The sequence below is a fragment of the Agromyces sp. NPDC058484 genome (genome assembly GCF_042720415.1).
In the GTDB taxonomy this organism is placed as follows: domain Bacteria; phylum Actinomycetota; class Actinomycetes; order Actinomycetales; family Microbacteriaceae; genus Agromyces.
Genome location: NZ_JBHXMP010000008.1, coordinates 9,015 through 26,139 on the forward strand (window position 1 = coordinate 9,015; position 17,125 = coordinate 26,139).

At 70.9% G+C, this 17,125-nt stretch carries 22 protein-coding genes and 1 pseudogene; 15 read left to right on the forward strand and 8 right to left on the reverse strand.

The genetic code is table 11. The features are described from left to right. Together ACFWN7_RS08175 and ACFWN7_RS08180 are read left to right on the forward strand one after the other, a co-directional pair. Window positions 1-602, forward strand: a pseudogene (locus tag ACFWN7_RS08175) (pyridine nucleotide-disulfide oxidoreductase); the annotation flags it as partial. Between the two features lie 75 nt (window positions 603-677). Continuing rightward, complete coding sequence (locus ACFWN7_RS08180) at window positions 678-1,481, forward strand: class I SAM-dependent methyltransferase (protein ID WP_376938286.1); 804 nt, start codon at window positions 678-680, stop codon at window positions 1,479-1,481. A 4-nt stretch (window positions 1,482-1,485) separates the two neighbouring features. Here ACFWN7_RS08180 and msrA read toward each other — a convergent pair whose 3' ends face one another. After that, window positions 1,486-2,031, reverse strand: coding sequence for a peptide-methionine (S)-S-oxide reductase MsrA (gene msrA / locus ACFWN7_RS08185; protein ID WP_376938288.1), 546 nt, complete (start codon window positions 2,029-2,031; stop codon window positions 1,486-1,488). Next, a complete protein-coding gene (msrB, locus tag ACFWN7_RS08190) occupies window positions 2,028-2,516 on the reverse strand; it encodes a peptide-methionine (R)-S-oxide reductase MsrB (RefSeq protein ID WP_376938289.1) in 489 nt (162 codons plus the stop codon). The genes msrA and msrB overlap by 4 nt, the downstream gene beginning before the upstream one ends. A 173-nt stretch (window positions 2,517-2,689) precedes the next feature. On the opposite strand from msrB, the gene ACFWN7_RS08195 reads away from it, so the two are divergent. The 3 genes from ACFWN7_RS08195 (at window position 2,690) to ACFWN7_RS08205 (ending at window position 6,699) form a co-directional block, all read left to right on the forward strand. Continuing rightward, on the forward strand, window positions 2,690-4,399 hold the full coding sequence (locus ACFWN7_RS08195) for a cation:proton antiporter (RefSeq protein ID WP_376938290.1): 1,710 nt from the start codon (window positions 2,690-2,692) through the stop codon (window positions 4,397-4,399). Window positions 4,400-4,612: 213 nt separating this feature from the next. Next, window positions 4,613-5,539 (forward strand): lytic transglycosylase domain-containing protein, encoded by a 927-nt coding sequence (locus ACFWN7_RS08200; RefSeq protein ID WP_376938446.1) that lies wholly within the window; start codon window positions 4,613-4,615, stop codon window positions 5,537-5,539. Window positions 5,540-5,625: 86 nt separating this feature from the next. Then, a complete protein-coding gene (locus ACFWN7_RS08205) occupies window positions 5,626-6,699 on the forward strand; it encodes a YihY/virulence factor BrkB family protein (protein WP_376938291.1) in 1,074 nt (357 codons plus the stop codon). Here ACFWN7_RS08205 and ACFWN7_RS08210 read toward each other — a convergent pair whose 3' ends face one another. Beyond that, a complete protein-coding gene (locus ACFWN7_RS08210) occupies window positions 6,700-6,882 on the reverse strand; it encodes a hypothetical protein (RefSeq protein ID WP_376938292.1) in 183 nt (60 codons plus the stop codon). Window positions 6,883-7,013: 131 nt separating this feature from the next. Here ACFWN7_RS08210 and ACFWN7_RS08215 point away from each other — a divergent pair, with 131 nt between their 5' ends. From ACFWN7_RS08215 to ligD, 4 genes are all read left to right on the forward strand, one after another. Continuing rightward, entirely contained in the window at window positions 7,014-7,520 is a 507-nt protein-coding gene (locus tag ACFWN7_RS08215; protein WP_376938293.1) for a nitroreductase family deazaflavin-dependent oxidoreductase, read from the forward strand. Window positions 7,521-7,587: 67 nt separating this feature from the next. Then, window positions 7,588-8,364: a DUF2306 domain-containing protein gene (locus ACFWN7_RS08220; protein ID WP_376938294.1), complete on the forward strand. Its 777-nt coding sequence runs from the start codon at window positions 7,588-7,590 to the stop codon at window positions 8,362-8,364. Between the two features lie 9 nt (window positions 8,365-8,373). Then, window positions 8,374-8,649 (forward strand): DUF2277 domain-containing protein, encoded by a 276-nt coding sequence (locus ACFWN7_RS08225; protein WP_376938295.1) that lies wholly within the window; start codon window positions 8,374-8,376, stop codon window positions 8,647-8,649. A 66-nt stretch (window positions 8,650-8,715) separates the two neighbouring features. Further along, window positions 8,716-9,738, forward strand: coding sequence for a non-homologous end-joining DNA ligase (gene ligD, locus ACFWN7_RS08230; protein ID WP_376938296.1), 1,023 nt, complete (start codon window positions 8,716-8,718; stop codon window positions 9,736-9,738). A gap of 92 nt (window positions 9,739-9,830) precedes the next feature. Here ligD and ACFWN7_RS08235 read toward each other — a convergent pair whose 3' ends face one another. Further along, on the reverse strand, window positions 9,831-10,469 hold the full coding sequence (locus ACFWN7_RS08235; protein ID WP_376938447.1) for a GTP pyrophosphokinase family protein: 639 nt from the start codon (window positions 10,467-10,469) through the stop codon (window positions 9,831-9,833). Window positions 10,470-10,690: 221 nt separating this feature from the next. On the opposite strand from ACFWN7_RS08235, the gene ACFWN7_RS08240 reads away from it, so the two are divergent. From ACFWN7_RS08240 to ACFWN7_RS08250, 3 genes are all read left to right on the forward strand, one after another. Next, window positions 10,691-11,557 carry an MBL fold metallo-hydrolase gene (locus ACFWN7_RS08240; protein ID WP_376938297.1) on the forward strand — a complete coding sequence of 289 codons (867 nt, stop codon included), beginning with the start codon at window positions 10,691-10,693 and terminating at the stop codon, window positions 11,555-11,557. A 94-nt stretch (window positions 11,558-11,651) separates the two neighbouring features. Continuing rightward, window positions 11,652-12,275 carry a flavodoxin family protein gene (locus ACFWN7_RS08245; protein WP_376938298.1) on the forward strand — a complete coding sequence of 208 codons (624 nt, stop codon included), beginning with the start codon at window positions 11,652-11,654 and terminating at the stop codon, window positions 12,273-12,275. Between the two features lie 40 nt (window positions 12,276-12,315). Continuing rightward, the gene (locus ACFWN7_RS08250; protein ID WP_376938299.1) at window positions 12,316-12,780 is read left to right on the forward strand and encodes a VOC family protein; all 465 of its coding nucleotides are present in this window, start codon (window positions 12,316-12,318) and stop codon (window positions 12,778-12,780) included. An 18-nt stretch (window positions 12,781-12,798) separates the two neighbouring features. On the opposite strand, the gene ACFWN7_RS08255 is transcribed toward ACFWN7_RS08250, so the two are convergent. Further along, window positions 12,799-13,218: a YchJ family protein gene (locus ACFWN7_RS08255; protein WP_376938300.1), complete on the reverse strand. Its 420-nt coding sequence runs from the start codon at window positions 13,216-13,218 to the stop codon at window positions 12,799-12,801. 272 nt (window positions 13,219-13,490) lie between these two features. On the opposite strand from ACFWN7_RS08255, the gene ACFWN7_RS08260 reads away from it, so the two are divergent. Continuing rightward, complete coding sequence (locus ACFWN7_RS08260; RefSeq protein ID WP_376938301.1) at window positions 13,491-14,342, forward strand: hypothetical protein; 852 nt, start codon at window positions 13,491-13,493, stop codon at window positions 14,340-14,342. 49 nt (window positions 14,343-14,391) lie between these two features. On the opposite strand, the gene ACFWN7_RS08265 is transcribed toward ACFWN7_RS08260, so the two are convergent. Genes ACFWN7_RS08265 through ACFWN7_RS08275 form a run of 3 tightly spaced genes read right to left on the reverse strand, consistent with a single transcriptional unit; the run spans window position 14,392 to window position 15,804 of the window. Next, window positions 14,392-15,075 carry an NAD(P)H-hydrate epimerase gene (locus ACFWN7_RS08265; protein WP_376938303.1) on the reverse strand — a complete coding sequence of 228 codons (684 nt, stop codon included), beginning with the start codon at window positions 15,073-15,075 and terminating at the stop codon, window positions 14,392-14,394. 4 nt (window positions 15,076-15,079) lie between these two features. Beyond that, the gene (locus ACFWN7_RS08270; RefSeq protein WP_376938305.1) at window positions 15,080-15,373 is read right to left on the reverse strand and encodes a GNAT family N-acetyltransferase; all 294 of its coding nucleotides are present in this window, start codon (window positions 15,371-15,373) and stop codon (window positions 15,080-15,082) included. Window positions 15,374-15,432: 59 nt separating this feature from the next. Further along, a complete protein-coding gene (locus ACFWN7_RS08275; RefSeq protein WP_376938307.1) occupies window positions 15,433-15,804 on the reverse strand; it encodes an RNA-binding S4 domain-containing protein in 372 nt (123 codons plus the stop codon). 76 nt (window positions 15,805-15,880) lie between these two features. Between ACFWN7_RS08275 and ACFWN7_RS08280 the strand changes: the two genes are divergently transcribed. Together ACFWN7_RS08280 and ACFWN7_RS08285 are read left to right on the forward strand one after the other, a co-directional pair. Beyond that, on the forward strand, window positions 15,881-16,330 hold the full coding sequence (locus tag ACFWN7_RS08280; RefSeq protein ID WP_376938309.1) for an NUDIX domain-containing protein: 450 nt from the start codon (window positions 15,881-15,883) through the stop codon (window positions 16,328-16,330). Between the two features lie 92 nt (window positions 16,331-16,422). Continuing rightward, window positions 16,423-17,040 (forward strand): CDP-alcohol phosphatidyltransferase family protein, encoded by a 618-nt coding sequence (locus ACFWN7_RS08285; protein ID WP_376938311.1) that lies wholly within the window; start codon window positions 16,423-16,425, stop codon window positions 17,038-17,040. Window positions 17,041-17,125 lie beyond the last annotated feature (85 nt).

Here is a 17,125-nt window from a genome sequence, read left to right on the forward strand (position 1 = left end):
GCGCCCGGGCCCGCCGCCGGGGTCGCGATGTCGTCGGGGTGGTGGGGGCGGGCGTGCTCTTCGGGTCGGGTGGTGTGGTGGACTACGACGCACGGCTCCGCACATCGGTGCCCCGCGTGTTCGCCGTCGGCGACGTGAACGGCGGACCCCAGTTCACGTACATCTCGCTCGACGACCATCGCATCACCATGTCGCAGCTGAACGGCTCCGACGAGCGCACGACCGCCGATCGCGTCGCGGTGCCGAACACGATCTTCCTCACGCCGCCGCTGGCCCGCGTCGGGATGAACGAGACCGAGGCACGTGCGAGCGGAAAGGCACTGCTCGTCGCAGCGAAGCACGTCGCGGACATCGCCGCGATGCCGCGGCCGAAGATCCTGGGCGAGACCCACGGGTTGATGAAGGTGATCGTCGATCCCGGCACCGACCTCGTGCTGGGCGCGACGGTGTTCTCGGTCGACGCCCAGGAGGTGATCAACCTGATCGCGCTCGCGATGCGCGCCGGGGTCACCGCCGGCGAACTGCGCGACGGCATCTGGACGCACCCGTCGAGCACGGAGGCGCTCAACGAGGTGCTCGCGGGGCTTCGCCCGGTGTCCTGACCACGGGAGGCGCTCGGCGGACTCGGCTGCCCGCCCGAGCCGAGCGCCGCTGGTCGGGGCGCGGTACCGTTGAGCATGGCTCAGGATCCTGTGCCCGACACATGGGAGCAGGGCCGCGCGTACGAACGGTACGTCGGCCGATGGAGCCGCGAGGTCGCCCCGCGGTTCCTCGAGTGGCTGCGCGTGCGGCCCGATCAACGGTGGCTCGACGTCGGCTGCGGCACCGGCGCGCTCTGCGCGGCCATCCTCGAGCACGGCGTGCCCGCGTCGGTCGACGGCGTGGAGCAGTCGGAGGGATTCCTCGAGACGGCGGTCGACCAGCTCAGCGCCCGGGTGACGTTCCATCGAGCGGATGCCGCGGCGCTGCCGCTCGACGACGCGTCCTTCGACGCTGTCGTCTCGGGGCTCGTGCTGAACTTCCTGCCCGACCTCGACGCCGCGCTCGCCGAGATGACGCGCGTGGCAGCGCACGACGGCGTCATCGGCGGCTATGTCTGGGACTATTCCGGTCGCATGCAGCTCATGCGTCGGTTCTGGGAAGTCGCCACCGAGCTCGACCCCGCCGCGGCGGCGCTCGACGAGGGGGTGCGGTTCGCCGAGTGCACCCCTGAGGCGCTCACGTGGCGCTTCGCGACCGCCGGGCTGCTCGACATCGAGACCACAGGCATCGAGGTGCCGACGGTGTTCCGCGACTTCGACGACTACTGGGCGCCGTTCCTCGGCGGCCAGGGGCCGGCGCCGGCATACGCGATGTCGCTCGAGGCACCGGAACGCGATCGCCTGAGGGAGCGACTGCGTGAGCGGATGCCGCTCCGCGACGACGGCTCGATCGCCCTCGTCGCACGGGCGTGGGCGGTGCGAGGGATCGTCGCCCGCTGACCGCCTACGCCACGGTCTCGGCGTCGCGCTTCGGCAGCTTCCAGCCGGGCCGCACGTAGTGGCACGTGTAGCCGTTCGGATAGCGCTCCAGATAGTCCTGGTGTTCGGGCTCGGCCTCCCAGAACGGGCCGGCGGCCACGACCTCGGTCGTCGCGGGGCCGGGCCACAGGCCGGTCGCGTCGACGTCGGCGATGGTCTCGTGCGCGGTGACCTCCTGCTCGGGCGTGGTCGGGAAGATCGCCGAGCGGTAGCTCGTGCCGATGTCGTTGCCCTGGCGGTTCCTGGTCGACGGGTCGTGGATCTGGAAGAAGAACTCCAGCAGGTCGCGGAACGACTCCTTCGACGGGTCGAACACGATCTCGAGCGCTTCGGCGTGGGAACCGTGGTTGCGGTACGTCGCGTTCGGCACGTCGCCGCCGGTGTAGCCGACCCGGGTGCGGAGCACGCCGGGGCGCTTGCGGATCAGGTCCTCCATGCCCCAGAAGCAGCCGCCCGCGAGCACGGCGGTCTCGGTGCCGGGGATCCTGGTGATCTCGCCGGGGTTCGTCATGATGCGTCCTCCTCCTCGGATGCCGCGGCCGCGGCATCCGTCGTCTCGAACAGTCTGCGGTACCGGCCGTATCCCTGCACCTCGAGTTCGGCGACCGGCACGAACCGCAGCGCGGCCGAGTTCATGCAGTACCGCAGGCCGCCGGCCTCGGCGGGACCGTCGTCGAAGACGTGGCCGAGGTGGCTGTCGGCGCCCGACGAGCGCACCTCCACGCGCTTCATGAAGAGCGAGCGGTCGAGCTTCTCGGTCACCGCGCTCTGCTCGATCGGCCTGGTGAAGCTCGGCCACCCCGAACGGCTGTCGTACTTGTCGGTCGACGCGAACAGCGGCTGCCCCGAGACCACGTCGACGTAGATGCCGGGCTCGTGGTGGTTCCAGTACTCGTTGCGGAACGCCGGCTCGGTGCCGTCCTCCTGGGTGACCCGGTACTGGTCGGGGGAGAGGCCGGCGAGCGCCTCCGGAGTCCTGCGATAGTCCTGCGACATTCGTTCCTCCTCACGATGGTCAACCGGCGGTGCGGGCGCCATGTTCCGCATCCCACGCCCTTCCGCTGTGACTTCGCTGGGAGGGCGGTTTCCGAGCTCGGTGACGGATGCCCCGTCGCGCCGGAGCGGCGTGATGCGCCAGACTTGGCGGCAGGCGGGGGAAGGAGCGGCGCGTGGAGCTCTTGGTCGTCGTCGTGCTCGGGCTCCTCGGCATCGCGGGCGCGACCGCGATCGGTCCGAAGCTCGGTGTCTCCGCGCCGCTCCTGCTGGTCATCGTCGGCATCGCGGTGAGCTTCCTGCCGATCGTGCCCGACGTCGTGGTCGACCCCGAGTGGATCCTCGCCGGGGTGTTGCCGCCGCTGCTCTACTCCGCATCCGTGTCGATGCCGTCGATGGAGTTCCGCCGAGAATTCGGAGCGATCAGCGGGCTCTCGGTGGCGCTCGTGGTGCTGAGCTCGGTGGCGCTCGGGTTTCTCTTCACCTGGCTCGTGCCGGGCGTGAGCCTCGCCGCCGGCATCGCGCTCGGTGCGATCGTGAGCCCGACCGACGCGGTGGCGACGTCGATCGTGAAGCGCGTGGGCGTGACGCCGCGCATCGTCACGGTGCTCGAGGGCGAGAGCCTCCTGAACGACGCCACGGCGCTCGTGCTGCTGCGAACGGCGATCGCGGCGACCGCGGCATCCGTCACCTTCTGGGGCATCGTGGGCGACTTCGTGTTCGCCGTGGTCGTGGCGGTCGTGATCGGCTATCTCGTCGGCAAGGCGAACCTGTGGGTGCGGTCGAAGGTGACGGATGCCACGGTGAACACGGTGATCTCGTTCACCGTGCCGTTCCTGGCCTCCGTGCCCAGCGAGCTGCTCGGGGCATCCGGCCTCGTCGCTGCGGTCGTCGCCGGACTCGTGACCGGTCGTGGCGCGATCCGGAGCCTGTCGCCGCAGCATCGCCTGTCCGACGCCCAGAACTGGCGCACGATCGAGCTGGTCCTCGAGGGGGCCGTGTTCCTCGTGATGGGGCTCGAGCTGTCGGCGATCCTCGGCGACCTCGGCGACGAGACGCGCGGCGTGGCCGTGGGTTCGGCGATCGCGGCGATCTCGTTCGTCGCGGTGCTTCTCGTGCGAGCCTTCTACGTGTGGCCGACGCTGAGTCTCCAGCGCAGGAGCTTCCGGCGCGGGGCGAGCATGAAGCCGAAGCTCGCCGCCGTGCAGGAGCGGCTGGACGGCCTCGATCCTGCTCCAGCATCGGGCGCCGGTGACACGGCGCCCGAGAGCCGCCGCGGACGACGGCGAGCGCCGTCGTCGGGGTCGCTCGAACGGTTCAGGTCGCGGATCCGCCGCAAGGTCGCCGACATCGACTACTTCATGGCGGTGCCGCTCGGCTGGCGCGAGGGAGCCGTCATCGTCTGGGCCGGGATGCGCGGCGCCGTCACGCTCGCTGCCGCGCAGACGCTCCCGCACGACACCCCCGACCGGTCGCTCATCGTGTTCATCGCGTTCCTCGTCGCCGCGGGATCGCTCATCATCCAGGGCGGCACCCTTCCCTGGGTCGTCCGGCTGGTGAAGCCTGCCGGAGTGGACCACCACGCGGCGACGGCGGAACGCGCCCGATTGCGCCGGTTGTTGCGCGGCGCCGCCGACGACGTCGAGCGGCGGCACCGCGAGGCGGCCGTCGTCGCGGGCGGGCCGAAGGTCGAGCCCGAACCGGCGACCGACCAGGAACTGCACCGCGTGCTGCGGCTCGAGATCATCGAGGCGCAACGCGAGGCGCTCCTCGCCGCGCGCGAGGACGGCACGTTCAGCGGTTCCGTGCTCACCGGCGCCCTCGAGACCCTCGACGCCGAGCAGATCAGCATCGAACTGCGTGGCGACCACCGCGACGAGGCCTGACGCGCGCGATCGCCGGGTGGCGGCGGCGCCCGCACACACGCCGAAATCGTGAGCCATCGTCAACAGTCTTGATGACATTCACAGGAACACGTGAGGGTTTATCCAGAAGTTCTCGGCAGACTGGCCACTTCGCCCGGGCGCCCCCGCGTCCGCGGAACGTCGAGTCCAGGATCGTCGAGCACCCCCCGGCTCACGGTTCGCCCCGTGAAGGTCATGCAGAACCAGTCTTCCTCCTCAAAGAACACCTCCATCTCCGAAGTCCAGCCCGATGCCACCCGTCGCCGGCGCACGTCCAAGGGCATGCGCAAGGGCCCGCTCCTCGTGGCCGGCGCCGTCGCCGCCATCGGCGCGATGGTCGGCACCGGATTCGTCGTGCAGGGCGCCGTGGCGGCGCAGAACGATCGCATCGCCGAGACCCGTGTCCTGACGGAGGCGACGAACCTCAACGTCGACCAGCTCGACGCGCACGGGGGCATTCTCGAGGCTCGTGCTGTGAAGGCCGCCGAGGACACGCTCAGCGGCGCGAACGACACCATTGTCGCGGCACAGGGCAAGACGGATGCCGCGCAGCTCACGGCGTCCGTCGCGGCTCTGGCCGACTACAAGCTGCTCGCCCCCGAGCGCGTGTTCGATCTCGTCGGAACGACGACGGTGCACACCGAGACCGTGCGCGCCGCCGTGGCGGAGGCCGACCGCGTCGCCGCCGAAGCCGCAGCGAAGGCCGCCGCCGACGCCGCGGCCGCCGCGGCCGCCGCGAAGGCTGCTGCCGACGCCGCGGCCGCCGCCGAGAACGAGTCGTCCTCGTCGGGGTCGTCGCGGCCCGGCGCGCCTGCGAACCCGACCGGGGCGCAGGCCATCGCCCGAGACATGCTGGCCCAGCGCGGCTGGGGCGACGACCAGTTCGGCTGCCTCGTCGAGCTCTGGAACCACGAGTCCGGCTGGAACGTCTACGCCTCGAACCCGTCGAGCGGTGCCTACGGCATCCCGCAGGCCCTTCCCGGCAGCAAGATGGCCTCGGCCGGCGCCGACTGGGAGACCAACCCGGCGACCCAGATCTCGTGGGGCCTCGGCTACATCGCCGGCCGTTACGGCACGCCGTGCGGTGCGTGGGACACGTTCAACTCCCAGGGCTGGTACTGATCGGCATCGTCTGACACGGGGGCTGCTGCGGCGGCCCCCGTGTCAAGCGTGTGCACGCGGCATCCGGCGCTCGATAGCCTGACGGAATGGGCGCGCAGCAGACGCAGGCGAAGCAGGCCGGGCCGTTCGCGGGGATCGTCGCGTGGGGCAGACGGGCCACCGCATGGGCGCTCGCGACGAAACCGGTGCGTGCCGTGCTCCTCTACCAGGAGCACCACGGGCCGATGCTCGCCGACAGCGTGACGTATCGTGCGCTGTTCTCCGTGTTCGCGGGCGTCTTCCTCGGATTCGCGGTCGGGGGCATCTGGCTGTCGGGCCGGCCCGACGCGATGGACGCGCTCGTCGCGACGATCGGCGCCGCCATCCCGGGCCTCGTCGGCGATGACGGGCTGATCAGTCCCGACGACCTCATCCAGCCGGTCACGCTCTCGATCGCCGGCATCATCGGCCTCATCGGCGTCGTGGTGGCCGCCATCGGCGCGATCGGTTCGCTGCGCGTGGCGTTCCGCGACTTGGGCGACCAGTCCGACGACCAGACCTTCTTCCTCTGGTTGATCCTGCGCGACCTCGCGCTCGCGGTAGCGTTCGGGGCAGCGCTCGCGCTCGCGGCCGCGGTGACGTTCTTCGGAACGGCGGCGCTCGAGACGCTCTTCGGCTGGTTCGGCGTCTCCGAGCGCGCCCCGGTCTACGACGGTGCCACCCGGGTCGTGTCGATCCTCGTGATCTTCGCAATCGACACGATCGTGATCGCGGCGATGTTCCGGCTCCTCTCGGGGCTCCGGCCGAGCGCCCGATCGCTCTGGACGGGTGCGCTGCTGGGCGGCGTGGGACTGACCGCGCTGCAGGTGCTGTCGAGCCTGTTCGTCGGCGGCGCGTCGAGGAACCCGCTGTTCGCCTCGTTCGGATCGCTCATCGCCCTGCTGCTCTGGTTCAACCTCTCGGCCCAGGTCATCCTCATCGCCGCCTCGTACATCGTCACCGGCGTCGACGAGGAGCACGATCGCGTGCACGCGCGGCACGGTGCACCGTCGCTCGCCATCAGGCGCATGCAGCGGGCCGAGCGTCGCGCGACGGATGCCGCTGCCGAACTCGCCGCGGCACGCGCCGCCGTGGAGGGCGAGCGGGACTCGAAGGCTCCGAGTCCGTCGGATCGCGGGTGATCAGGCGCGGTCGTCGTCGACGATCTCGATGACGTCGACCTCGACCGGCTCGGTGTCCCCGGTCCGCGCGTCGCCCGCGTCGGCCTCGTCGTACTCCTCCTTGGGCAGTTCCGCGTCGAGCGGCAGTTCGGAGTCGGTGTACTCGCCCTCGGCGGGTTCTCCCGGTCGCAGTGCGTCGGACATGGCTCCTCCGATCGTTCGGGCCCGTTCCGCGGTCGCGGGGCCTCTGCCCACGCTACGGCGCGTGGGCGGGCGCACGCAGGGGATTGACGGGCCGCATCCGGGGCAGTAGCGGCGTCCAGCAGAATGGGCGGATGGCCACAGTGCAACAGGTCGTCCGCCAGGTGATCGCTCCCCTCACCCGCACACGCCCGTTCCGGGCGCTCGCCCCCGTCGTCCTTCCGCCCGTCGAGCGCTTGGCGGCGTGGCTCAGCGGCGGCCGCGTGCAGCTCAGCGCGCTCCTCGTGCCCTCCCTCCTCCTCCACTCGACAGGGGCGAGGTCGGGTGAGCCGCGTGAGACCCCGCTCATGTACACGCCCGACGGTCGAGGCTGCGCCATCGTGGCGGGCACGACGTTCGCGCAGGAGCGGCATCCGGCCTGGACCTACAATCTGCTCGCGCACCCGGATGCCGCGATCACCGTTCGCGGTCGGCGGATGTCCGTGCGTGCGAGCCTCATCGGCGACGACGATCGGGACGCGGCCTGGTCGCGAATCGAGGCGCAGTGGCCCGGGTACCGGGACTACGAGCGCGGCTCGGGCCGGGTCGTCCGGCTGTTCCGGCTGCGACCGGTGACAGACGAGCGCCAGACGCGCGTGTGACGGAATCCGTGGATTCGGGGGTTGGCCCCATACCGGCGGGCGGCAGTGCATTCGTAGCCTGACCGCCATGACCACTGGAACCGAACTCCCGCCGCGCCCCGCCGACGCCGCGCCCGGTCGTCGCCGCCCGAAGACGCGCACGGCGGCGACCCGGGTCGCCTGGACCTGGCTCGTCCTCTCGTCGCTCGCGATCGCCGCGTATGCCGTCGTCCCGTACCTCACTGCCTCGCTCGCCGACCTGTCCGACTCGGGCGCCGGCCTCGCGAGCAACTACGAGGGTCGTCCCGTCGTCGTGCAGGCCGCCTTCTACGCCCACATCGTCGCCGGCGGGCTCGCGCTCGTCATCGGCCCGTTCCAGTTCTGGCGCGGCCTTCGCGATCGATACCGCTCCGTGCACCGCTGGATGGGTCGTGCATACCTCGCCGCCGTCGCGATCGCGGGCGTCGCCGGACTCGTGATGGCGCCGTTCAACGAGGCGGGCCTGGTCGGCCTCTTCGGCTTCGGCGGGCTCGCCCTGCTGTGGCTGGTCACGGGCTGGAGGGCCTACCGGGCGATCCGGCGGCGGGATGTCGCAAGCCACCGTGCCTGGATGATGCGCAACTTCGCGCTCACCTACTCCGCCGTGACGCTGCGCCTCTGGCTCGGCGTGCTCGTCACCGCGCAGATGCTGGCGGGCGGCGGCTCGGTCGACTTCGGCGACGCGTTCGACAACGCCTACTTCGCCGTGCCGTTCCTCGCCTGGCTGCCGAATCTCGTCGTCGCCGAGTGGCTGATCCGGCGGCGTGGCCTCCCGTCCTATCGGATCTCGAATGGAGCCGAGACGACCTCACCTTCGCGGGGTTAGGCTCGGGATATGTGCAGGAACATCCACACCCTCCACAACTTCGAACCTGCGGCGACGAACGACGAGGTGCACGCCGCCGCCCTGCAGTATGTGCGAAAGGTGAGCGGATCGACGAAACCGTCCAAGGCGAACGCTGAGGCGTTCGACCGGGCGGTCGCCGAGATCGCGCACATCACGCGGCACCTGCTGGACGACCTCGTGACGACCGCGCCGCCGAAGGACCGCGAGGTCGAGGCCGCGAAGGCGAGGGAACGCGCGGCGCGGCGGTACGCCTCCGTGGCGTAGCACGAACCGCACGCGAGCCCGGCTTCCGTGGTGCGACCGTCGGGGGAGTCGAGTAGCGTCGCACCCATGGCCGGCGATGCTGTCACACTCGATGTTCCTGGTCCGCACGGCGACCGGGAGGTGCGCATCTCGAGTCCGACCCGGGTCATCTGGCCCGAGGTCGGCGTCACCAAGCTCGAGCTGGCCGAGTACCTCGTCGCGGTGGGCGGACCGTTCATCGAGGCGAACGGCGACCGGCCGGTATCGCTCCAACGGTTCCCGGGCGGCATCGACGGCGAGCAGTTCTTCTCGAAGAACCCGCCGAAGGGGGCACCCGAGTGGGTGCGATCGGTCTCCGTGACCTACCCGAGCGGACGGAGGCATCCGCAGCTCGTGCTCGACGAGCCGGCCGGCGCCGTCTGGGCGGCGCAGATGAACACGATCGTGTTCCATCCGTGGCCGTCGAGCACCGCCGACACCGACAACCCCGACCAACTGCGCATCGACCTCGATCCGCAGCCCGGCACCGGCTTCGCCGAGGCGGTTCCCGCCGCGCTCGCCCTGCGCGAGCTCCTCGGCGAGGTGGGCCTCACGGGGTTCGTGAAGACCTCGGGCAGTCGCGGCATCCACGTGTTCGCGCCGATCGAGCCCGAGCACGAGTTCCTCGATGTGCGGCATGCGGTGATCGCACTCGGCCGTGAGCTCGAGCGACGGATGCCGGCAGAGATCACGACGGCGTGGTGGAAGGAGGAGCGCGGCGATCGCATCTTCGTGGACTACAACCAGGCCAACCGCGACCGCACCATGGCGGGCGCCTACAGTCCGCGCCCGCTGCCGCACGCGTCGGTGTCGTGCCCGCTCGAATGGGACGAGCTCGAGCACGCCGACCCGACGCGGTTCACGATCCGCACGGTGCCCGACCGGCTGCGCGACGTCGGCGACCCGTGGGCGGGCATGCAGTCGAACCCGGGTCGCATCGGCATGCTGCTCGACTGGTGGCAGCGCGATCTCGACGACGGCCTCGGCGAGCTGCCCTTCCCGCCCGATTTCCCGAAGATGCCGGGCGAGCCGATGCGGGTGCAGCCCAGCCGGGCACGCAACCCCCAGTGAGCGGATGCCGCGTCCACCCGAGCCGGGGGCGCCCCGCACGTCGGGTCCGGCCGATCGCGCTCCGCCGATGGGCGCACCGACCGCGCTCGCCGTCAGATCGCGATGTGCCCGCGCGCGTGCGCCGGTGCACCGTGCACCTCGCGGTGCAGTCGCTCCATGCGTGCGTCGAGCTCCGCAGCGGTGCGCGCGGCATCCGTGAGCCCGTCGAGGAGCTCCGGGGGCACCTGCCGGTCGTACTTGTAGTAGATCTTGTGCTCGAGGCTCGCCCAGAAGTCCATCGCGATCGTTCGGATCTGCACCTCGACGGCCACAGGGTGCGCGCCGGTCGACAGGAACACCGGCACTTCGACGATGAGGTGCAGGCTCTGGTATCCGTTGCTCTTCGGCTCGGCGATGTAGTCCTTCACCTTCAGGACCCGGATGTCGCGCTGCGCAGTGAGCAGCTCGGCGAGCCGGTACGCGTCGGACACGAAGCTGCACGTCACCCGCACCCCGGCGATGTCGGTGATCGTCTCGCGGATGGAGTCGAACGACGGCTCGATACCCTTGCGCTGCATCTTGGCGATGACGCTGTCGAGGCTCTTCAGACGGCTCGAGATGTGCTCGATCGGGTTGTAGTCGTGGTTCTGGCTGAACTCGTCGCGCAGGATCGAGAGCTTCGTGATGACCTCGTCCATGCCGAACCGGTAACGGAGCATGAATCGCTCGGTCTCGTCGCGGAGCGCACGCATCTCGTCGAGCGTGCGCCCGTCGATCGACTCGAGCGTGCGTTGCGCACGATCGGTGAGCATGGTGGGCGCCTCGGCGCGCCTCGTGTTCTGGGATCCATCGAGCGGGGTCACGGATGCCACGCTACGGCTCCACCCTTTGGATTGCCTCCGACCGGTCGACGATTCTGCTGACTGCGGACGAGTCCGACAAGGGCACGGCGAAGCCTCACTAGGCTCGGAGGGTGACCACCTGGACGACGGTCGCCCCGGGCATCCACCAGCGCCGCGGCGGCCCCTTCGACCTCTCCGTCGTGGTCGTCGAGGGGGAGCGGGAGCTGCTCGTCGTCGACTCGGGCGGCGACCCGCACGAGGGCGAGGAGATCCTCGCCGACCTCCGATCGCGTTTCGACCGGCCGGTGCGCCGACTGGTGAACACCCACGCGCACTTCGATCACACGTTCGGCAACCAGATGTTCGGCCCCGGCTCGGCGACGGATGCCGCGATCCACGGCCACTCCGCCACAGCCCGTCACTTCGAGCGCTACGAGGGACCGCGCCTGGCCGCATGGCGGGCCGATCCGGCGCGGGAGCCCGGGATGCGGTGGGCCGACGTCCGACTCGTCCCGCCGACGCATCCGGTCGCGGTGCCGACGCGCTTGGACCTCGGCGGGTGCATGGTCGAGTTGAGGCCGCAGCCACGCGGGCATACCGACACCGACCTCGTGGTATTCGTCCCGGCCGAGCGGGTGTGGATCGTGGGCGATCTGGTCGAGGAGTCGGGGCCGCCGATGTACGGCTCCGGGAGCTACCCGCTCGACTGGCCCCGTGTCCTCGAGGCCATGGTGCGGGAGTTGCAGCCGGGCGACGTCATCGTGCCCGGGCACGGACGTATCGTCGATCGCGGGTTCGTCGCGCATCAAGCCGCCGATCTCGCCACCATCGCCGACCGGTTCGCGGCGGCCCACGACGCGGGGCTCGGCGCTGCCGAGGCGCTCGCCGCCCACGATCGATGGCCCGTGCCCGTGCAGGGGCTGGTCTGGGCGGTCGAACGGGCGTACGCGGCCCTCGACGGACGCACGCTCGACGAGGGCGGGGTCGATGACGCCTGAGGCCGGACCATGTCAACCCCTTCAGTCCGACCGGCCCGCTCGCCTAGAAACAAGAGGAGGCGCGTGTCATCGCGCGGGAGAGGGCGGACCGAGAATGCACGCCACTGACCAGACCGTGCTCCTGCTGAACTGCACGCTGAAGCACTCGCCTGCGGAATCGAGTTGCCAGCTGTTGGCCGAACAGCTCCTCGGCGGTTTCGCCGCGCACGGCGCCGACGGCGACATCGTACGGGTCGTCGACCTCGACGTCGCCCCGGGCGTCGACGCCGACATGGGCGACGGCGACGAGTGGCCGTCGCTGCGCACCCGGATCCTCGACGCCGACATCCTCGTGATCTGCACGCCCACCTGGCTCGGCCACATGTCCAGCATCGCGCAGCGCGTGCTCGAGCGTCTCGACGCCGAGCTCTCGACGACGGATGACGCGGGCCGCCCCATCCTCTTCGGCCGCGTCGCGGCCACCGCCGTCCTCGGCAACGAGGACGGCGCCCACAAGATCACCGCCGACCTGCACCAGGCACTGAACGACGTCGGGTTCACGGTGCCCGCCCAGGGCGGCACCTACTGGAACGGCGCCGCGATGGAGAAGACCGACTACAAGGACCTCGACGTGACACCCGACGCCGTCCTGCAGGCCAACGCGACACTCGTGCGGAACGCCGTGCATCTCGCGGGGCTGCTGAGGCAGCATCCGTACCCCGCTCCGCCGAACGGGTGAGACCCTCGCGGATGTCACCGGCTCCTGGCAGGATTCGGGCATGACGGATGCCGCCACGCCACCGGTCCTGCAACTCCGCGTCGTCGTCGAGGCCGCCGACTACGAGGCCGCCGTCGCGTTCTACCGCGACGCGCTCGGCCTCCCCGAGTACCTCGCCTTCGCCGAGGGCGGCGACGACCGGGTCGTCATCCTCGACGTCGGCCGCGCGACCCTCGAGATCGGCAACCCCGTGCACAAGCGCGCCGTCGACCGGGTCGAGGCAGCAGGTGCGGAGAGCCCGCACATCCGGCTCGCGTTCGAGGTGGTCGACGCCGAGGGTGTCACGCGCCGGCTGGAGGGTGCGGGCGCACGCGTCGTGGCCGAACCCGTCGTGACACCCTGGCAGTCGCTCAACTCCCGGCTCGACGCCCCGGCCGGCCTCCAGATCACCCTCTTCCAAGAACTCCTCGAGTCGGGGGAACGCGCGGTGCTCGACGGTTTCGCCACCGACGACGAGCGCGACTGAGCGGCAGCCGGGGCCGACTCAGGCGACGGCTGAGACGTACCGCCAGCGCCCGCCGTCGCGCACGAAGGTGCTGGTCTCCTGCTGTTCGCCACGCTCGCCACGCTCGCCGTCCCGGTAGTACGCCCGGAACTCCACGATGCCGTCCCGGTCGAGCGGTCCGCCGCCTTCCCGGCGCACGATGTCGAGCCGGTACCACCGCATTGCCGGATCGAGTTCGAGCGTGTGTGGCCTGGTCGACGGATGCCACGTGGCGAGGAGGTACTCCGCGTCGCCGACCACGAACGCCGAATACCTGGATCGCATGAGTTGCACCGCGGTCGGGGCTTGCGTCACTCCCTCGAGGAGCCGGCCGCAGCATTCGCCGAACGTGTCGCCACTGAGGCACGGACAGCGATCGGACGAACGAAGCTGAGGGAAGCCGTCGGACGGGGTGCGCATCGTCCCAGTATCGCGAAGCCCCGGACCGCGCACCTCGTCGAACCCGCGCAGCAACTCACCGAACCGTCGCGAATGGCGGGTTGCTGCCGGCCGAACCGACCGATTGCGACGGTTCGAGATTCTACGTCTGTATGACTCGGCCTCAAGACCGCACGGTCATGGTCTGCACAGGAGAAACCGAGGACCTGTCCAGATTCGCACGGCAGAGTGGCTGACCGTGCCCACGCTCGGTGGCACGCCCCCGACGAACCCGACCGAGCGCCCCAGAATCCATGCGAAACGACACTTCCATCACGTACGCCCAGAACGCCTCCGACTCAACCGCAGAACACCCGCGCCGCGACCGCCGCCGCCGCCGCACCGGCCGCAGACGACTGATCGTCGCCGGCGCCATCGTCGCCGCCGGCCTTGTCGTCGGCACCGGATTCACCGTGCAGAACGCCGTCGCCACCCAGGAGCGTGTCGACGCCACTGCGGCGCTCAACTTCGCGAGCAGCCTCCACGGCGAGCAGGTCGACGCCTACCGCACGATCGCCGAGGCGAGGGTCCTCGACAACGCGGAGGACACCATCTCCGTCGCGAACGCGGCCCTCGCCGCCGCCGAGGGCAAGATCGACGCCTCGGGCCTCGCCGCGTCCGTCGCGTCGCTCAGCGACTACCGCCGGATCCCGATCGACGAGGTCGCAGACCTCACCGAGGCGACCCGTGCCGAGGCCGCGAAGACGACCGCAGCGGCGGCCGCGTTCGACCAGGCCCAGGCCGAGGCCGCCGAGGCGGCGGCGGCAGCCGCAGCCGCCGACCTCGCCGCGGCGAACACCCCCGACGGCGCACGAGCCTTCGCCGCCGACCTCGCCGCGTCGCAGTACGGCTGGGGCTCCGACCAGTACCAGTGCCTCGACAAGCTCTGGCAGAAGGAGTCCGGCTGGTCGTACACCGCGTACAACGCCTCGAGCGGCGCCACCGGCATCCCGCAGTCGCTGCCCGGCAGCAAGATGGCCACCGCGGGCGACGACTGGGAGACCAACGCGCGGACCCAGATCACCTGGGGCCTCGGCTACATCAAGAGCGCGTACGGCACCCCGTGCAGCGCGTGGTCGCACTCCCAGTCGATGAACTGGTACTGATCCGTCTGGTCGACGGGGCCGGAGTCGTGGACTCCGTTCCTGCCCGTCGTCAGTCCGCTGTCACGATCAGCGGCGTCATTCCGGCGAGCTGCGGCCCCAGGCCGAGGTCGACGAGCTCGACCCTGCCGGCGTAGGCGGCCGCCGGCTCGAGCAGGAGCCCGGCCTTCACCGCACCGAACGTCACCGTGATCGTCGCCGGCAGTACGGTCGGATCGGGCACGCTGCCGTCATCGGGCTGGATGCCGCTCGGCAGGTCGACGGCCACCACCGGGATCCCGCGGCGCGCCACGACGGGGATCGCTGCGGCGACGAGCGCTCGTGCGGGGCCCCGGAGCGCCGGAGAACGGCTCGTGCCCGTGCCGAGGATGCCGTCGACGACGAGCGCCGCCGTCTCCAGCGCGTCGGCCGCGGCATCCGGATCGGCGTCGAGGAGGTGCACGCCCGCCAGCTGAGCCGCCTCGCCGCCGCCGACGTGATGGCGCTCGGATGCGGGGACGGCGACGACCCGCACCCCCTCCGCCGCGAGCTCCGCCCCGGCGAACAGCGCATCGCCGCCGTTGTCGCCCGAACCGATGAGGAGCACCACCGGCCCGGTGGGCGCATCACCTTCGCCGATCGATCGACGGACGGTCGCAGCGAGCGCCGCAGCCGCGCGGCGCATGAGCGGCTCCCCGGCGGCGAGGTGCGGCGCCTCGGCGGCGCGCACCTGGGCTGCGGAGTAGCCTGCGGCCATGGCCTCAGGCCGTCCGGGGGTCGAGCAGGCCGGCCCGGTCGGGGTGGCGGTCGAACCACTCGCCGACGTACCAGCAGCTCGGCACGATGCGACGGTCGGATGTCGCCTCGACGTCGTCGGCGGCGAAGGCGACGAGCTCGCCCGCGAGCCCGCTTCCCCGGTACTGCGGGTTCGTGAACGTGCGGGTGAAGGCGACCGCGTCGCCGAGCACCCGATAGTCGAGGACGCTCGCGATGTCGCCGTCCACGCGCAGCACGTAGCGGCGGGCATCCGGTTCGTGGGTGAGTTCCTTCTGCACTGCTTCAGGCTACGCCCGGCCGTGCACGGGCGGAGCCGGGCGGCCATCGCGGCGAGTCGTCACCTGCCGCGGAGTCGTTCGAGATCGCGCCGCTCGCGTTTCGTGGGCCGCCCGGCACCACGGTCGCGCACCGGCACGATGGTTGTCGCCTCGCGCGGCGGAGGCGGCGGCGTACGGTCCTCGAGTGCCGTCGCGGCGATCGTCGCCGACACGCGCTTCACGAGGGTCCGGCGCACCACCAGCATGCGGTCGAAGCCGTCGATGCGTACCCGCACCTCGTCGCCGGGGCGCACCGACTGCGCCGCCTTCGCGCGTTCGCCGTTCACCCGCACATGCCCGGCGCGGCACGCCGCCGTGGCCGCCGAGCGGGTCTTGAACTGCCGCACGGCCCACAGCCATGCGTCGATGCGCACCGGCGAATCGGAGGACATGGCCTCAGCCTACGACCGCACTCCCGCCCACCGGACGCCGGTCCGGTCCGATCTCGACGTGCGTCATGCTGGACTGATGAGCAGAGCGAGCGGGGATGCCTGGGTCGAGGGACCCGACGGCGCGCGATACTGGGGCAGGTTCGGCGCCGCCGGGCTCCTCGTCGTGAGCCCCGCCTTCGAGGTGCTGCTGCAGCACCGTGCCACCTGGAGTCACTTCGGCGGCACCTGGGGCATGCCGGGCGGCGCCCGCCACGAGCACGAGGGCGCCGTCGATGCGGCCGTCCGTGAGGCGGCCGAGGAGGCCGGGGTGCCGGCCGCGGTCCTCGCGGTGCGCTTCACTTCGGTGCTCGATCTCGGGTATTGGTCGTACACCACCGTCGTGGCCGATGCGAGCGAGCGATTCGCACCGGTCGTGAGTGACCCCGAGAGCATCGAGTTGCGCTGGGTTCCGGTCGAGGCGGTGGGTGGGTTGCCGTTGCATCCGCGATTCTCGGAGTCGTGGCCCGCGCTCCGCGATCGTCTCTGACGACGCGCGAGCACTCGCGGCGACCGCGCGGAGATCACGAGACACACGACCGGGGACCGTGGCGGAATTCCGCGGCTCGGTAGGATCGCATCGTGGCTGGGGAGCGTGCCGGGGAATCGCGGGTCTGGACGATCCCGAACGTCCTCAGCATGCTGCGGCTCGCACTGGTGCCCCTGTTCCTCGTGCTCATCGTCGTCGGCGATTACGTCGGCGCGCTGGTCGTGCTCGTGATCGCCAGCCTCACCGACCTTCTCGACGGGTACCTCGCGCGTCGTCTGGGGCAGGTCACCCGGCTCGGCCAGCTCCTCGATCCCGCGGCCGATCGCCTCTACATCTTCGCCGCACTCGTCGGCCTCGCGGCCAACGACCTCGTGCCGTGGTGGATCGTCGTGGTCATCGTCGCTCGCGACGTGCTCCTTCTCGTGCTCGGCGTGGTGCTCGCCAACCACGGTTTCGGGCCGCTGCCCGTGCACCAGCTCGGAAAGGTCGCCACGTTCGCCCTCTTCTTCGGAGTGCCCGTGATCATGCTCGGTCTGGCCTTCCCGGTGGTACAGCCGATCAGCGAACCGATCGGCTGGGCGATCACGCTCTGGGGTGCCTTCCTGTACTGGTGGGCGGGCGTCATCTACGCGATCGAGACCGCCCGCGTCATCCGGATTCCCCGTGTGGCGGACGAGCCTCGATCGGATACGCTGGAGCAGGGAGGTTAGTCGTGGCGGATGACAACACTCAGGCCGGCGGCGCGAGCGAAGCCGGCGACGAGTCGACCGAGACGACGTCGACGGGTGCCGTCAG

Coding starts and splice junctions, on each gene's coding strand:
- ACFWN7_RS08180 (WP_376938286.1), top strand. CDS start 678: ATGGCTCAGGATCCTGTGCCCGACACATGGGAGCAGGGCCGCGCGTAC.
- msrA (WP_376938288.1), bottom strand. CDS start 2,031: ATGACGAACCCCGGCGAGATCACCAGGATCCCCGGCACCGAGACCGCC.
- msrB (WP_376938289.1), bottom strand. CDS start 2,516: ATGTCGCAGGACTATCGCAGGACTCCGGAGGCGCTCGCCGGCCTCTCC.
- ACFWN7_RS08200 (WP_376938446.1), top strand. CDS start 4,613: ATGCAGAACCAGTCTTCCTCCTCAAAGAACACCTCCATCTCCGAAGTC.
- ACFWN7_RS08205 (WP_376938291.1), top strand. CDS start 5,626: ATGGGCGCGCAGCAGACGCAGGCGAAGCAGGCCGGGCCGTTCGCGGGG.
- ACFWN7_RS08210 (WP_376938292.1), bottom strand. CDS start 6,882: ATGTCCGACGCACTGCGACCGGGAGAACCCGCCGAGGGCGAGTACACC.
- ACFWN7_RS08215 (WP_376938293.1), top strand. CDS start 7,014: ATGGCCACAGTGCAACAGGTCGTCCGCCAGGTGATCGCTCCCCTCACC.
- ACFWN7_RS08220 (WP_376938294.1), top strand. CDS start 7,588: ATGACCACTGGAACCGAACTCCCGCCGCGCCCCGCCGACGCCGCGCCC.
- ACFWN7_RS08225 (WP_376938295.1), top strand. CDS start 8,374: ATGTGCAGGAACATCCACACCCTCCACAACTTCGAACCTGCGGCGACG.
- ligD (WP_376938296.1), top strand. CDS start 8,716: ATGGCCGGCGATGCTGTCACACTCGATGTTCCTGGTCCGCACGGCGAC.
- ACFWN7_RS08235 (WP_376938447.1), bottom strand. CDS start 10,469: ATGCGTGCGCTCCGCGACGAGACCGAGCGATTCATGCTCCGTTACCGG.
- ACFWN7_RS08245 (WP_376938298.1), top strand. CDS start 11,652: ATGCACGCCACTGACCAGACCGTGCTCCTGCTGAACTGCACGCTGAAG.
- ACFWN7_RS08250 (WP_376938299.1), top strand. CDS start 12,316: ATGACGGATGCCGCCACGCCACCGGTCCTGCAACTCCGCGTCGTCGTC.
- ACFWN7_RS08255 (WP_376938300.1), bottom strand. CDS start 13,218: ATGCGCACCCCGTCCGACGGCTTCCCTCAGCTTCGTTCGTCCGATCGC.
- ACFWN7_RS08260 (WP_376938301.1), top strand. CDS start 13,491: ATGCGAAACGACACTTCCATCACGTACGCCCAGAACGCCTCCGACTCA.
- ACFWN7_RS08265 (WP_376938303.1), bottom strand. CDS start 15,075: ATGGCCGCAGGCTACTCCGCAGCCCAGGTGCGCGCCGCCGAGGCGCCG.
- ACFWN7_RS08275 (WP_376938307.1), bottom strand. CDS start 15,804: ATGTCCTCCGATTCGCCGGTGCGCATCGACGCATGGCTGTGGGCCGTG.
- ACFWN7_RS08280 (WP_376938309.1), top strand. CDS start 15,881: ATGAGCAGAGCGAGCGGGGATGCCTGGGTCGAGGGACCCGACGGCGCG.